Annotated in this window: 17 protein-coding genes; 11 read left to right on the forward strand and 6 right to left on the reverse strand. The window is 55.4% G+C overall.

The features are described from left to right. Window positions 1-76 precede the first annotated feature (76 nt). From Q4544_RS11495 to Q4544_RS11505, 3 genes are all read left to right on the forward strand, one after another. On the forward strand, window positions 77-742 hold the full coding sequence (locus tag Q4544_RS11495; RefSeq protein WP_303506397.1) for a DUF2306 domain-containing protein: 666 nt from the start codon (window positions 77-79) through the stop codon (window positions 740-742). 71 nt (window positions 743-813) lie between these two features. Then, window positions 814-1,500, forward strand: a complete 687-nt coding sequence (locus Q4544_RS11500; protein WP_303506399.1) for a DUF2306 domain-containing protein — start codon at window positions 814-816, stop codon at window positions 1,498-1,500. Window positions 1,501-1,525: 25 nt separating this feature from the next. Then, window positions 1,526-1,915: a VOC family protein gene (locus Q4544_RS11505; RefSeq protein ID WP_303506401.1), complete on the forward strand. Its 390-nt coding sequence runs from the start codon at window positions 1,526-1,528 to the stop codon at window positions 1,913-1,915. On the opposite strand, the gene Q4544_RS11510 is transcribed toward Q4544_RS11505, so the two are convergent. Next, entirely contained in the window at window positions 1,873-2,514 is a 642-nt protein-coding gene (locus Q4544_RS11510) for an AraC family transcriptional regulator (protein ID WP_303506402.1), read from the reverse strand. The genes Q4544_RS11505 and Q4544_RS11510 overlap by 43 nt on opposite strands. A gap of 79 nt (window positions 2,515-2,593) precedes the next feature. Next, window positions 2,594-3,349, reverse strand: a complete 756-nt coding sequence (locus tag Q4544_RS11515; protein ID WP_303506405.1) for a DUF1013 domain-containing protein — start codon at window positions 3,347-3,349, stop codon at window positions 2,594-2,596. Between the two features lie 132 nt (window positions 3,350-3,481). Between Q4544_RS11515 and Q4544_RS11520 the strand changes: the two genes are divergently transcribed. The 3 genes from Q4544_RS11520 to Q4544_RS11530 all read left to right on the forward strand — a co-directional run bounded on the left by Q4544_RS11520 (window position 3,482) and on the right by Q4544_RS11530 (window position 5,936). After that, complete coding sequence (locus Q4544_RS11520; RefSeq protein WP_303506407.1) at window positions 3,482-4,120, forward strand: ribonuclease T2; 639 nt, start codon at window positions 3,482-3,484, stop codon at window positions 4,118-4,120. A gap of 87 nt (window positions 4,121-4,207) precedes the next feature. Then, the gene (locus Q4544_RS11525; protein ID WP_303506409.1) at window positions 4,208-4,588 is read left to right on the forward strand and encodes a hypothetical protein; all 381 of its coding nucleotides are present in this window, start codon (window positions 4,208-4,210) and stop codon (window positions 4,586-4,588) included. Between the two features lie 37 nt (window positions 4,589-4,625). Continuing rightward, entirely contained in the window at window positions 4,626-5,936 is a 1,311-nt protein-coding gene (locus Q4544_RS11530; protein WP_303506411.1) for a PepSY domain-containing protein, read from the forward strand. Between the two features lie 100 nt (window positions 5,937-6,036). Here the strand turns inward: Q4544_RS11530 and Q4544_RS11535 are convergent, their stop codons facing one another. Beyond that, on the reverse strand, window positions 6,037-7,023 hold the full coding sequence (locus Q4544_RS11535; RefSeq protein ID WP_303506413.1) for an NAD(P)H-quinone oxidoreductase: 987 nt from the start codon (window positions 7,021-7,023) through the stop codon (window positions 6,037-6,039). A gap of 44 nt (window positions 7,024-7,067) precedes the next feature. Beyond that, the gene (locus Q4544_RS11540) at window positions 7,068-7,745 is read right to left on the reverse strand and encodes a COQ9 family protein (protein ID WP_303506420.1); all 678 of its coding nucleotides are present in this window, start codon (window positions 7,743-7,745) and stop codon (window positions 7,068-7,070) included. Window positions 7,746-7,854: 109 nt separating this feature from the next. Here Q4544_RS11540 and rpsU point away from each other — a divergent pair, with 109 nt between their 5' ends. The 3 genes from rpsU (at window position 7,855) to Q4544_RS11555 (ending at window position 9,977) form a co-directional block, all read left to right on the forward strand. Next, window positions 7,855-8,061 carry a 30S ribosomal protein S21 gene (rpsU, locus tag Q4544_RS11545; RefSeq protein WP_009830066.1) on the forward strand — a complete coding sequence of 69 codons (207 nt, stop codon included), beginning with the start codon at window positions 7,855-7,857 and terminating at the stop codon, window positions 8,059-8,061. Between the two features lie 184 nt (window positions 8,062-8,245). Beyond that, window positions 8,246-9,118: a glutathione-dependent disulfide-bond oxidoreductase gene (yghU, locus tag Q4544_RS11550; protein ID WP_303506429.1), complete on the forward strand. Its 873-nt coding sequence runs from the start codon at window positions 8,246-8,248 to the stop codon at window positions 9,116-9,118. A 163-nt stretch (window positions 9,119-9,281) separates the two neighbouring features. Beyond that, window positions 9,282-9,977 carry a hypothetical protein gene (locus Q4544_RS11555; RefSeq protein ID WP_303506431.1) on the forward strand — a complete coding sequence of 232 codons (696 nt, stop codon included), beginning with the start codon at window positions 9,282-9,284 and terminating at the stop codon, window positions 9,975-9,977. 20 nt (window positions 9,978-9,997) lie between these two features. Here the strand turns inward: Q4544_RS11555 and Q4544_RS11560 are convergent, their stop codons facing one another. After that, window positions 9,998-10,456, reverse strand: a complete 459-nt coding sequence (locus tag Q4544_RS11560; RefSeq protein ID WP_303506433.1) for an Lrp/AsnC family transcriptional regulator — start codon at window positions 10,454-10,456, stop codon at window positions 9,998-10,000. A 138-nt stretch (window positions 10,457-10,594) separates the two neighbouring features. Here Q4544_RS11560 and ald point away from each other — a divergent pair, with 138 nt between their 5' ends. Then, a complete protein-coding gene (ald, locus tag Q4544_RS11565; protein WP_303506435.1) occupies window positions 10,595-11,713 on the forward strand; it encodes an alanine dehydrogenase in 1,119 nt (372 codons plus the stop codon). Here ald and Q4544_RS11570 read toward each other — a convergent pair. Beyond that, entirely contained in the window at window positions 11,710-12,633 is a 924-nt protein-coding gene (locus tag Q4544_RS11570) for a LysR family transcriptional regulator (RefSeq protein WP_303506437.1), read from the reverse strand. The genes ald and Q4544_RS11570 overlap by 4 nt on opposite strands. Window positions 12,634-12,682: 49 nt before the next feature. Between Q4544_RS11570 and Q4544_RS11575 the strand changes: the two genes are divergently transcribed. Beyond that, a complete protein-coding gene (locus Q4544_RS11575) occupies window positions 12,683-12,964 on the forward strand; it encodes a DUF1330 domain-containing protein (protein ID WP_303506440.1) in 282 nt (93 codons plus the stop codon). Window positions 12,965-13,002: the final 38 nt, after the last annotated feature.

Genomic DNA, 13,002 nt, shown 5'->3' on the forward strand with positions numbered 1-13,002 from the left:
CAAAATGCTTATTTCGGGAATTCTCTAAATCTGCCCCCAATGACACTTTGCCTCCGAACCCCAAACCGGAGGCCCTATGTCCCTGATCCCAACACGCGCTTGGCGCACACCATTCCTGCTATTCCTGATCATCCTGCTACCACTTGCAACCTCAGCCATGCGCACTCAATGGATGATGACAACCACCCCAGACACTGTGGGTGACCCAAACTTCCTCCACTTCCTAGAGCTCCCCCTGCCCATTCTTTCCCACATGATAGGCGGCAGCTTCTTTTGCCTTGTCGCGATCCTACAATTCACGCCAGAAATTCGTAATTCGCTTGGTCTATGGCACAGACGCATTGGCCGCTTCGCTGTCTATGCAGCCATGGTCGCCGCCCTATCCGGTGTTTGGATGGTCATCTATTATCCCGCAAATCCAATGACGCACCCTGCAATGTCCATCGGGCGATTTATCTTTGGCTGCCTCATGGCACTCGCAATAATCCAATCGATGATTGCTGTAGGCCGTCGCGATTTTACCAACCACCGCGCTTGGATGTTTCGCACATTTTCCATCGCGACCGCAGGCGCCACACAGGGTATCTTGATCCTCGCAACAAACGCTATAACAGGGATCATGACTGCAGATTCTATTGCGATCATGGCTTGGGCTGGCTGGATCATCAACAGCACCGCAGCAGAGATTCTGATCCGCCGCGCAAACCGCACGGCACCCTACAGAGCCCCAAAATACGCATAAGCGAAATGCCAATTTCGCCAATTCCCCAAGGCGGCGCAGTCGTGCGAATGCTAAAGCAGAAAGGATCAACCATGTCGCACCCACCTGCAACGCCGCCACGCTGGCGCACCCCTACATTGCTGCTCTTGCTCTTTGCGCTGCCTATCTTTGGGTCGGTCTACCGCCTGTTCACCCTGGCATTCGCGCAAATCACCGGACTGGTTGATCCTACAATCGCGCATATCGCATCCAACCCGCTCCCCATGGCCCTCCATGCGGCTGGCGGCGCGATCTTCTGCACCCTCGGCGCCTTTCAGTTCCGCAGCCAACCAACCCCCGCCGCGCGCAAATGGCATCGATACGCAGGCCGCGTCACCGCAGTGGCCGGGTTCACCTTTGCTCTTTCTGGGCTTTGGTGCCTTTGGGCCTACCCCGCCCAATCCGACAGCGCTGCGGCCGTTCTACCCATCCGCGCCATCGCCTGCATCGCCATTGCGGCAACTCTAACCCTTGGCATCAAATCCGCCATGCGCCGCAACATCAAAGCCCATCGCACATGGATGATCCGCACCGTCGCCATCACAGCAGGCCCTGTGACCCAAGCCTACATGCTACTCATCGCTGAAGTGTTTTGGGGTGGCGCTAGCCAATTCGTCCAAGGCCTTTTGATCCTACTCAGCTGGCTCGTTTCAATCAGCATCGGCGAGTGGATAATCTTGCGCCCCGCCACACACCTGTCCGAAATGTTCAAGACGCCACACCGTACGACTGCTAAATAATCCTCAACAATCACATGAGGCATTTATGATTTTTCGTTACAGCATTCTCTACGTCGATGACGTCCCCGCCACCGTCGCATTCTACCAAAAGGCATTCTCACTAGAACTCGGCTTTCTGCACGAAGGTGGCGACTACGCCGAGCTTAAAACCGGCGACACAAAACTGGCGTTTTCATCAACCGCACTCATGACCCAACTGGGCAAATCCCCGGCAAAAGCCGATCCCAAACACCCGACATTCGAAATCGCATTTGAAATCGACGATGTAGCCACCGCCCTAAAAACCGCCCTCGCCGCAGGCGCAACCCTCGTACAAGACGCGCGAGAGGAGCCATGGGGTCAAACCACATCCTACGTCAGCGATCCAAATGGCTATCTGATCGAAATCTGTTCACCCGTCGCCAACGCAGGCTGAGCTATCTGCGCCCGCAAATCCAGTGACCCGCGCAACATGCGCGGGCTCACACCGAACCAGCGGCGAAACTCCCGGCTCATATGGGCCTGATCTGAAAATCCACAATCAGCCGCCACATCTGCCAAGGGTCGATCCACCTGCACAGCGGCCCGCCGTGCCCGCGCCAGCCGCTGCCAGAACACCGGTGCAAACCCAGTCTCTCGGACAACAACCCGCTGCAAACTACGCGCCGCTACCCCAACAGACCGCGCCGCCTCGGCTACACTCGCCGCCGACTGCAATGCGTCAATGCACTCTTGCGCCCGTGTTTGTCCCGCCACGGCACTTAATATCTCACCCTCTGCGACAAGAGGATCATGCGACAAATCCTGCAAGATTGCCTCATCCACGGCCGCCCCCGGCACCAAACGAAACCCGGTCAACCGCGTACCATATGTCACCGAAGCCCGCAGTGGCTCCGCCTGCAAAGCCGACAGTTCCCAGACTGGACGTCGGCCCGGAACATCACGCAAAATCAAATCCCGGCACCCATCCGGCAAGATGGGTGCGGACAATCCGCCCGCCCCCACATGCTGCCACTTTTGCAAAATCACCGACATGGCCCCATCCTGCCCGCCAAAGAAAAAGCCCGCAACCTTACGGCGCGGGCTTTTCTGAACTCAATCGCAGTGAAGCAGCTTAAGGCTGTTCGTCAGCGTCATCACCTGGCAAGTCAAAGAAGCTGTCCGCATCGGAATAATCTTCTTTCTTATCGCGTGGATCTTCGCCGTCGTCATCTGAACCGCCCAGCGTAAAGGTCTCCAGACCTTCAATCGCGGCTGGGATGCGTGGTTCTGCTTCCATACCAAGCGACTGCTCGGTGGACACCAACTTGCGACGCTCGTCATCGTTCATCACATTGCCATCCGCTGCCGCTTTCGCCGCTGCTTTCTGAACAGCTGCATCCAGCTCAGACTGCTTACACAGGCCCAGCGCAACCGGGTCGATTGGCTGAATGTTTGCAATGTTCCAGTGTGTCCGCTCACGGATCGCCTGAATGGTCGGCTTGGTTGTACCAACCAGCTTAGACACCTGACCATCAGTCAGCTCTGGGTGGAATTTCACCAACCACAGAATAGACGCCGGACGATCCTGACGTTTGGACAGTGGCGTATAGCGTGGACCACGGCGTTTTTCTTCGCCAACTGCGGCTGCGTTGAATTTCAACTTCAGCTTAAACAACGGGCTTTCTTGCGCATTGTCGATGTCTTCTTGGGTCAGCTGATTGTTGGCAATCGGGTCAAAGCCCTTAACGCCAGTCGCAACATCACCATCCGCGATGCCTTGCACTTCAAGCTCGTGCATACCCACGAAATCTGCGATCTGCTTGAAGCTGATCGTTGTATTGTCAACAAGCCACACAGCGGTGGCCTTCGCCATAATTGGTTTCGCCATATCGGCCTCCTAAAGCATAGTTTTCCCGTCGTCAGACTTTTGCCTGACGGCATCCTTTGCGGGGATGCGGGTTTCCATTGATGGGGAACTTGAAGCCGATATAGTGCGCCCAAGGCAAAAAGGAAAGAGTGAATGCGGTTTCTAATGATCTTCCTCAGCATGGTTCTGCTGACATCAAATGCAAATGCCGAGGGCGAACGCGCAGGCGAGTTTGACTATTACGTCATGGCCCTCAGCTGGTCCCCCAATTGGTGCGCCCTTGAAGGTGACAGCAAAAACTCCCCCCAATGTGACACCCGCGAAGATCACGGCTGGATTCTGCACGGCCTCTGGCCCCAATTTCACCAAGGCTGGCCAAGCTACTGCCGCACATCAGAACGCGCCCCTTCCCGCAGTATGACAAATGAAATGGCCGACATCATGGGCACATCCGGCCTCGCGTGGCACCAATGGAAAAAACACGGCGTGTGTTCTGGCCTCTCTGCCCCCGCCTATTACGCACTCTCCCGCGAGGCATACGAAAAATTCACCCGCCCCGCCGTCTTTCGCAAACTCCAAAGCCAAGTCAGCCTCCCCGCATCGGTCGTCGAGGGCGCTTTCCTAAAGGCCAACCCAACTCTCACCAAAGACAGCCTGACCATCACCTGCAAACAAGGCTACATCCAAGAGGCTCGCATTTGCCTTTCCAAAGACCTCACTCCCGTCCCATGCGGGCGCGACGTAATCAAAGATTGCAGCCTGAAAGACGCGCTGTTTGACCCGGTCAGGTGACGATAGGTGACGACAAAACGTCACCTTCCCCAACAATAATTTATCCGGCATTCAGAACCGAAATATTATCAGAGCCATTTGTTCCCCGTGACCCGTTTCAACACCTATCTGCGCATCTATGAAAACTGGGCCGCCGCTCTGTTTCTCATCATTGCGCTGATCTTGCCCCGCATCTCTGCGGTTGTGGTTGAATTCATTCCCGGCGTCCAAAGCATGATCGTCTGCACCGGCGACGCCTTTGTCACCATCACCCTTGGCCCAAATGGCGAACCGCTAGAGGTCGAAGAAAGCGCAGACAACACCTGCACACTCTCTGACGCCGCCGAGCTCACAGCCCCCATCACCCCGCATTGGCACGAACTGGCCCGCAGCTACCTGCGCCCCTTCTCTGTCCAAGAGCATAGCCAAACCGCACGCGATACCTTAGCCCGCTTAGAACCCTCTCGCGCACCTCCTGCCCTAATCTGAAACCACCTTAACCTTCAGATTTAACAGGATATTCAAAATGACCGATGCAACTGCACCGGCCCCGTCCGCGTCTTACACGACCGGCGGCGCCTTCTACCGTCTTGTATGGAAATGGCACTTTCTGGCCTCTCTCTACGTTCTGCCTTTTATGGCCATGCTGGCCATCACCGGCGGTATTTATCTCTACAAACCGCAAATCGAATCCTGGCTCTATGCCGATCAGATGTATGTCGCCCAAGGTGACACCCCCTTCGCCCTTGAAGCCCAAGTCACCGCGGTCAAAAACCACTCTGGCCTCACCCGTCTGCGCGGCATCACCAGCTACGATGACCCAACCCGCAGCACCATGATCGAATTTAACGACGCCAACAAAGTACGTTCCTACGCTTGGGTAAACCCCTACACCGCCGACGTCCTCGGCATCGTGGAGCGCGACGGAATGGCCATGCGCTTGCTCAAAAAGTTCCATGGCGAATTGCTACTTGGCAAAACCGGTACCAAATTCGTCGAACTCGCAGCCCATTGGGCCATCGTCATGTTCATCACCGGCGTCTACCTCTGGTGGCCTCGCGGCAACCGCAGCCTAAAACAGGCTGTCACCCCACCCAAAGGCACCCCAAAACAGGGCCGCAGCTGGTGGCGTGAAACCCATCTGTTCACCGGTTTCTTAGCAACCCTTCTCGTGGTGCCAATCCTGATCACTGGCCTGCCATGGACTGATATCTGGGGCGGCGGCCTGTCCTACGTCCAAGAACAAACCGGCCAAAAATCCCAATCCCTGCGTTTCAGCCGGTCTGTGCCAAATTCCACAACCACATCTGGCACAACAATCCCTTACGCCGACGTCATCGCTGCGGCAGAATCCCAAGGCCTCAAAGCCCCTTACGAAATGCGCCCACCCAAAAACGACAAATCCGCATTTTGGATTCGCAGCGCCAGCAAAAACCGCCATGATCAAAATGAGCTAATCATCGACCAATACACTGGCGAGGTCCTCAAACGGCACAACTTCACCGATAACCCACCCGTGGCCAAAACCGTATCTTACGGCATTTCCTTCCACCAAGGCGAACTCTACGGCTGGCTCAATCTGACCCAAAACACAATCGCCGCAGTTCTCGCTTTTGTCCTGTCTCTCACAGGCTTCGTGGCATGGTGGAAACGCCGCCCCAGCGGGTCACTTGGCGTGCCAAACGCACCAGAAGCCGCGCTCTCGCCCGCGATGATCATCCTCGTCATAGCCCTGTCACTGCTGTTCCCCCTCGTGGGCGCATCGCTCATCGCAGCACTCATTCTAGATTGGCTGATCTTCCGCCACTTCGGCTGGTTCCGCAGCCCACAGACCTAGAACGCAAAACAGGCGGCCTCACACCTCGGCCCGCCTGTTTTTTCTTGATCTAAATACCTTGGGGGAATTGGCTGAAAGCCAAGGGGGCAAAGCCCCAATTCTAGCCCGCCACGTTCAACACTATCTTCCCAATATGATCACCCGCTTCCATCCGCGCATGGGCCGCCGCCGCATCTGCCAAAGCAAACTCTTGATCCATCACAGGTGCCACACGGCCATTGTCCAGCAGTGGCCAAACTTTCGCCCGCAACGCCTCGGCGATCTTCGCCTTTGCCAAATCACTCTGTGGCCGCAAAGTTGATCCCGTCACCGTCAAACGCCGCATCATGATCTGGGCAAAGTTCAACTCTACCTTTGGCCCTTGCAAGAACGCGATCTGCACCAAACGCCCCTCCATTGCCAAAGCTTTGATATTGCGCGGCAAATACGATCCACCCACCATATCCAAAATTAGGTTCGCCCCGCCTTCAGCCTTTAAAACCTCAACGAAATCCGTGTCACGATAGTTCATCGCAACCTCGGCTCCCAAAGCCTTACAGGCCTCAACCTTGGCCTCGGAACCAGCCGTCGTGAAAACACGCGCCCCAAAAGCACTAGCCAATTGAATCGCTGTCGTCCCAATCCCAGAAGACCCACCATGCACCAAAAACCGCTCGCCAGCCTTTAGCCCACCACGTTCAAAAACATTGCTCCAAACCGTGAAAAACGTCTCAGGCAAACAAGCCGCTTCGCGCATCCCCATGCCTGTTGGCACCGGTAAACAATGGGCTGCAGGTGTCAGCACATATTCCGCATACCCACCGCCCGGCAGCAACGCACACACCGCATCGCCTTCGGCCCATTCCGTCACACCAGCGCCAACAGCGGCAATCACCCCCGAGGCTTCCAACCCCGGCAATGGGCTTGCAGAAGGCGGCGGCGCGTATTTTCCGGCCCGTTGCAATGCATCGGGGCGATTCACACCCGCATAGGCCACTTTGATCAGAACTTCTCCCACACCTGGCGTAGGCATGGGTTGCTCGCTGATGCGCAAGACCTCTGGCCCACCGGGTTCCGTGATTTCAATTGCCCGCATGCGATCGCTCATGAAAAGCCTCCTCGTCTTCTTAACTGATTTGATAATGTAACGCCTTAGCGCCAACGCCCCGGCAATCCAGATGCCGACTTAGGCGCCCGCACTTTGCCCAGCGCACCCAGCGGCCCTGCCAAAACCTTGCCCAAAGCACTGCCGTTAAACGCGGCCTTGGCCTTTTCAAACTGCATGACGTTCTCGATCCGGCGCTCTAAAAAGGCCCAGGTCGCCTCATGCCCATCACTGTCGTCACCCAGCCAATACAGCACCGTCGCGCCATAAACCGCACTTAACGTCGCGCGTTTGGAATACCAATTGATGTCCTCAGAAGTATCGCCCAATGCCACCCAAATCGCGTCCGCCGATCCCCAGATCAAAGCCGACCCCTGCGCTGCATATTGCGGCAAGGCAAACAACGTCGTTCCGCGCCGCACCACTTCTTTGTCCTCGCAAAGCTGCAACCGCAGTTTCACCGCATGGATCACCCGATCCCGAAACCGCATCTCGCTTAGGTCTTCTTCGGCCAAAACCGCCGCCATCCGCGCATCGCCATCCTGATGATAGGCCACAGCCAAATCCACTGCTCCACGCGGACAAATCGCATGCGCCACAGCCGGAGCGATTCCCGACTCAGCCACCGCAGCCTCAAAGGTTTCCGCCCCCCAGCCATCAAATGCCACATGGACCAAAGCCGCCTCAACAAGGCGCATTTTCAATTCATTAGGATGATCACTCATTTGGCACTCCTCAACTTGAGCGCATACTAGACAGATAACCCAGCCTTTGCTATAGGGGCGGCTCCTGCAAATCCTTGCAACTTCAAACTAGAAAGGTGGTGAAAACCACATGCAGGTTAGTGTTCGCGACAACAACGTCGATCAGGCGCTTCGTGCCCTGAAGAAAAAGCTACAGCGTGAAGGCGTCTTCCGCGAGATGAAGCTCAAGCAACATTTCGAGAAACCGTCAGAGAAAAAAGCACGCGAGAAAGCTGAAGCTATCCGTCGTAGCCGTAAACTGGCTCGTAAGAAACTTCAGCGCGAAGGTATGCTCTAAGCAAACCCGTAGCTTCTGAATACGAAAAGAATAGACGACCCCCGTAGCCCAGCTTCGGGGGTTTGTCGTTTCTACGGGCACTCAAAAGAAAATTGTCCTTTCTGCATCACAAACGCGATAGCGCCATAGACGAATTTTTCAACCGACCTAGATTGTAGTCAAAGAAGAACGCAAAGCGAGAGACATGACAGACAATACATATGTGCCGCCCAAGGTTTGGACTTGGGAACAGCAAAATGGTGGCGAATTCGCCAGCATCAACCGCCCTATCGCGGGCGCCACTCATGACAAAGAGCTCTCCGTTGGCGAGCATCCCTTTCAGCTATATTCCTTAGCAACGCCCAATGGCGTCAAAGTCACGGTCATGCTCGAAGAGCTGCTTGCGGCAGGCCACACCGGTGCTGAATACGACGCTTGGCTTGTGAACATCATGGAAGGTGATCAATTCAGCTCTGGCTTTGTGGACGTAAACCCCAATTCAAAAATCCCGGCCCTGATGGATCACACCACGACCCCGCCGACCCGCATTTTTGAATCCGGCGCAATCCTTCTGCATCTTGCTGAAAAATTTGATGCCTTCCTGCCAAAAGACCCGGCAAAACGCCCAGAGTTACTCAGCTGGCTTTTCTGGCAAATGGGCAGCGCGCCATATCTCGGCGGTGGCTTTGGCCACTTCTACGCTTATGCCCCGGAAAAATGGCAATACCCAATTGACCGTTTCACCATGGAAGCCAAGCGCCAACTTGACGTGCTAGATCGCCAATTGGCCAACAACCGCTTTATCATTGGCGATGAATACACCATCGCCGACATCGCGATCTGGTCTTGGTACGGCCAAGTCGTTCTTGGCACGCTCTATAGCGCAGCAGAATTCCTAGACGCGGAAAGCTACAAAAACCTGCAACGCTGGGCCAAAGAAATCGCAGATCGCCCGGCCGTAAAACGCGGCCGCATGGTCAACCGTGCCTTTGGTGAGTTGGAAACACAACTGCACGAACGCCATGCCGCCTCGGATTTTGAGACCAAGACCCAGGATAAACTGCAAGCCGCAGAATAAAATTCAAACGTTTCCGGCCCTTGGCCTTGTCAACGGCCGGAAGCATGCAAAAACGAAAACCAAAGTAACGTTTTTGCGACGCAGAATTGACTGCTAAACCATTGAAACAAAACCGGTTCGACAACAATTCGGGTGAATAATATCACCCCGAAAGTTTTCGAAAATGACACGCTTCCCAAGAACCGACGCCGCCCTACTCGGCGCAATTGTAACCCTATTGATCCTCTCATCTTCCGTCGCGATTTGGGATGAATCTTGGTTTAACACCCACTTCGCTGTCGAAGACGGCCCAATCGAATATGCCACAGCAGCACTGCTTTTCGCGGCAACCATTATCTTCATTCGAAATATCCGTGCACTCGCCGCGCCAACCAAAACCGCAATCGGATTTACCTTACTTTATGCTTTAATGTTCTTTCTCGCAGCCGGCGAAGAAATCTCTTGGGGCCAGCGCATCTTTGGGTGGGACTCAAACGAATTCTTTGTCGAAAACAATTTCCAGAACGAAACCAACCTGCACAACCTAGTGGTCGGCAACGTACACCTAGCCAGCTTCCTCTTTGGCCATATTCTTTCGATACTCACCCTGGCCTATCTGGTGGTTCTGCCATTTCTGATCCAGCGCCCGGGTATCATCAAAAATGTCGCCGAAAAACTCGCTTTCCCAGCACCGGGAAAACGCCACGCGCTCTTGGCTGTCATTGCCACAGTTGTCATTAGTTTCACCGACGCGACCCGTAAATGGGAGGTCTACGAACTTGTCTTCGCACTTCTCACAACGTCGATTTTCTTAAATCCAACCAATGCCATTTACTGCGCGACCGGAGAAACCGCTCCATGTGACACCGTCACTGCCTAACAAATCACAACCGCATTGCCTCAAACAGGCAATGCGGTTGTCTTAAACACCGTCCGCAAAGCGAAAGAGCTTTGCATCTGCGCCACCCCCGGCAATCGCGCCAAATACTGGCGATGAATACGCGCAAAATCCTCGGTATCTTCGGCGACCACTTTCAACAGATAATCCGCCGTTCCCGCCATTAAATGGCATTCCAAAACATCAGGAATGCGCGCCACGGCCTTCTCGAACGCGTCCAACACTTCATCTGCTTGCCCAGACAATGTGATTTCCACGAAAACCGTTGTTGGCAACTGCATCTTGCGCGCATCCAACAGCGCGACATACCCACGAATATAGCCATCCGTCTCCAGCCGTTGCATACGCCGATGACAGGCCGAGGCAGACAGGTTTACAGCCTCCGCTAGGTCAGAGTTCGAGATTCTACCCTGCTTTTGCAAAACCCCAAGGATGCGACGATCCGTTTGATCAAGTGACATATTTAAGAACCTTTTTGCGCTTTAGGTAAGTATACTCGAAGATTCTTCGAATACCATATTTTCATTTTGGAAAAAAAGCAGCACATTCCGCAAATCCCCCCACACAATCAAGAAGAATGCTAATAGGGGAGCAGGGCCATGAAAATCGGATGCCCAACCGAAATCAAACCACAAGAATTCCGCGTCGGAATGACGCCAGACGCCGCACGCGAGGCGGTAAATCACGGCCATGACGTTGTGATCCAACAAGGCGCAGGCCTTGGGGCTGGCTTCACAGATCAAGACTATGTCGCAGCAGGTGCCGTTATTCTGGACACCGCCGCCGACATCTTCGCCACCGCGGACATGATCGTCAAAGTCAAAGAACCACAGGCGATCGAACGTAAGATGCTGCGCGAAGGCCAGCTGCTCTTCACCTACCTACACCTCGCACCAGACCCAGAGCAAACGCACGACCTACTCGAAAGCGGTTGCACAGCTATCGCCTATGAAACCGTAACCGACGACCGCGGCGGCCTGCCTTTGCTCGCGCCAATGTCCGAAGTCGCGGGTCGTCTGGCTCCACAGGTCGGCGCCTATACCCTGCAAAAAGCCAACGGTGGACGTGGCGTTTTGATGGGCGGCGTACCGGGTGTTGCCCCTGCGAAAGTCGTCGTCATCGGCGGCGGTGTTGTTGGCACACATGCCGCGAAAATCGCGGCTGGCATGGGCGCAGACGTCACCATTCTGGATCGCTCTCTTCCACGTCTCAAGTACCTTGATGACGTCTTCGGCGGCACCTTCAAAAACCAATACTCCACAGCCGGCGCAACAGCCGAGCTGATCCAAACTGCGGATATGGTCATCGGCGCGGTTCTGATCCCCGGCGCGGCAGCACCAAAACTGATCTCTCGCGATCAGCTGTCTACCATGAAACCGGGCGCAGTGCTCGTGGATGTGGCGATTGACCAAGGCGGTTGCTTTGAAACTTCCAAGGCAACAACCCACGCCGACCCGATCTACGAAGTCGACGGCATCATGCACTACTGCGTCGCCAACATGCCCGGTGCAGTGGCCCGCACATCCACCCTAGCTTTGGGCAACGCCACTCTGCCCTTCCTTCTGGCCTTGGCAGACAAAGGCTGGCGCAAAGCCTGCGAAGACGATCCACACCTATTGAACGGTCTAAACGTCCACGCCGGTCAACTGACTTACTACGCTGTAGGCAAAGCCCTCGGCTTAGATGTCACCTCACCAGCTTTGGCAATCAAGAGCTAAGGCAGGTCGCCTTCAAACAACGGTCGCAGCGCAATCAACCGCGCTGCGGCAAAATCCATAAAGACCCGCATCCGCGGCACATGTTTCAAATCCGCATGGGTCAACACCCAAAGGGGCCGAAACGGAAACAGCGGCATCCCGGGCACCCGCACCATCAGCGGATCAGAATCCCCCAGAAAACACGCCATCCGCGTCGCGCCAATCCCGGCATGCACCGCCCCGATTGCTGCAATCATGTCATCAACCGTCAGTCGAACGTTCAAATTCGGACGCACCGCTTTCACCTCTGCAGGTGGCCCCGGCCAATGCGCAAAGCGGATCCAATCCAATGGCGCATCACCGCCCGGATCCTTCGCCAATAACTCATGCGATGCAAACACCGTCCCGCGCGGCTCCAGCACACGTCGCCCCACCAAACTTTCCGGCGGCCCGCTTGAAAACCGAAAGGCCACATCCGCCTCTCGCTGCGCCATATTCACCGCATCATTGGTTGCAACCAATCGCAAATCAATCTCGGGATAAGCCGTTATGAAATCAGCAAAAATAGGTGCAAGCACGCGTTGAAACAGCAGCTCTGATGCCGTCACCCGCAAGACACCCCGCAGCTCGGTATCACGCGCCCCAATCCGCCGGTCCAAATCGGCTTCGACACGCGCCATCTCTTCCGCTGTTCGCACCGCATCCAGCCCCGCCTCTGTCGGCACATAGCCACTCGGCAACCGCTCAAACAACCGCGCACCCAAGGCCTTTTCCGCCGCCGAAATACGCCGCGCCACTGTCGCATGGTTCACCCCCAACACACGCGCCGCACCACTCGTCCCGCCATGACGGGCCGTTTCCAAAACAAATTTCAGGTCATTCCAATCCAACATGCCCTGATCGTATACGCACATCGGTAACGCAACAATGATCGTTTTCACTCATCACTTGCGCACCTACGTTAGGTTCAAATCAATAAGGAACGACATCATGCCAGCATACGCTCAAGTCACGATCACACTCAAAGACCCAGAAGCCTTCGCTAAATATCGCGAAGCCGCCGGCCCCGCTTTGGCCAAACACAAAGCCAAACCACTCGCAGTGAGCAAAGAAAACAAAGTCATCGAAGGAGACGGACCAGCACCCGATGTCGCCGTCATCCTAGAGTTCCCAGACCGCGCCCACGCCGAAGCATGGATCAACGACCCCGAACTGGCAGAGGTCCACGCCATGCGCAATGCAGGCGGGCACTCCCGTATCATCTTAATGTAAAGCAAACAGGGCGGGCCACCCCTCAGAGGCCCGCCCCT

The organism is Cognatishimia sp. 1_MG-2023 (genome assembly GCF_030548175.1).
Taxonomy (GTDB): Bacteria; Pseudomonadota; Alphaproteobacteria; order Rhodobacterales; family Rhodobacteraceae; genus Cognatishimia.

Excerpts from the sequence above, each read along its gene's own strand:
- ald (WP_303506435.1), top strand. The coding sequence starts at position 10,595 with ATGAAAATCGGATGCCCAACCGAAATCAAACCACAAGAATTCCGCGTC.
- Q4544_RS11520 (WP_303506407.1), top strand. The coding sequence starts at position 3,482 with ATGCGGTTTCTAATGATCTTCCTCAGCATGGTTCTGCTGACATCAAAT.
- Q4544_RS11535 (WP_303506413.1), bottom strand. The coding sequence starts at position 7,023 with ATGAGCGATCGCATGCGGGCAATTGAAATCACGGAACCCGGTGGGCCA.
- Q4544_RS11560 (WP_303506433.1), bottom strand. The coding sequence starts at position 10,456 with ATGTCACTTGATCAAACGGATCGTCGCATCCTTGGGGTTTTGCAAAAG.
- yghU (WP_303506429.1), top strand. The coding sequence starts at position 8,246 with ATGACAGACAATACATATGTGCCGCCCAAGGTTTGGACTTGGGAACAG.
- Q4544_RS11500 (WP_303506399.1), top strand. The coding sequence starts at position 814 with ATGTCGCACCCACCTGCAACGCCGCCACGCTGGCGCACCCCTACATTG.
- Q4544_RS11505 (WP_303506401.1), top strand. The coding sequence starts at position 1,526 with ATGATTTTTCGTTACAGCATTCTCTACGTCGATGACGTCCCCGCCACC.
- Q4544_RS11555 (WP_303506431.1), top strand. The coding sequence starts at position 9,282 with ATGACACGCTTCCCAAGAACCGACGCCGCCCTACTCGGCGCAATTGTA.
- Q4544_RS11515 (WP_303506405.1), bottom strand. The coding sequence starts at position 3,349 with ATGGCGAAACCAATTATGGCGAAGGCCACCGCTGTGTGGCTTGTTGAC.
- Q4544_RS11575 (WP_303506440.1), top strand. The coding sequence starts at position 12,683 with ATGCCAGCATACGCTCAAGTCACGATCACACTCAAAGACCCAGAAGCC.
- Q4544_RS11540 (WP_303506420.1), bottom strand. The coding sequence starts at position 7,745 with ATGAGTGATCATCCTAATGAATTGAAAATGCGCCTTGTTGAGGCGGCT.
- Q4544_RS11510 (WP_303506402.1), bottom strand. The coding sequence starts at position 2,514 with ATGTCGGTGATTTTGCAAAAGTGGCAGCATGTGGGGGCGGGCGGATTG.
- Q4544_RS11530 (WP_303506411.1), top strand. The coding sequence starts at position 4,626 with ATGACCGATGCAACTGCACCGGCCCCGTCCGCGTCTTACACGACCGGC.
- rpsU (WP_009830066.1), top strand. The coding sequence starts at position 7,855 with ATGCAGGTTAGTGTTCGCGACAACAACGTCGATCAGGCGCTTCGTGCC.
- Q4544_RS11495 (WP_303506397.1), top strand. The coding sequence starts at position 77 with ATGTCCCTGATCCCAACACGCGCTTGGCGCACACCATTCCTGCTATTC.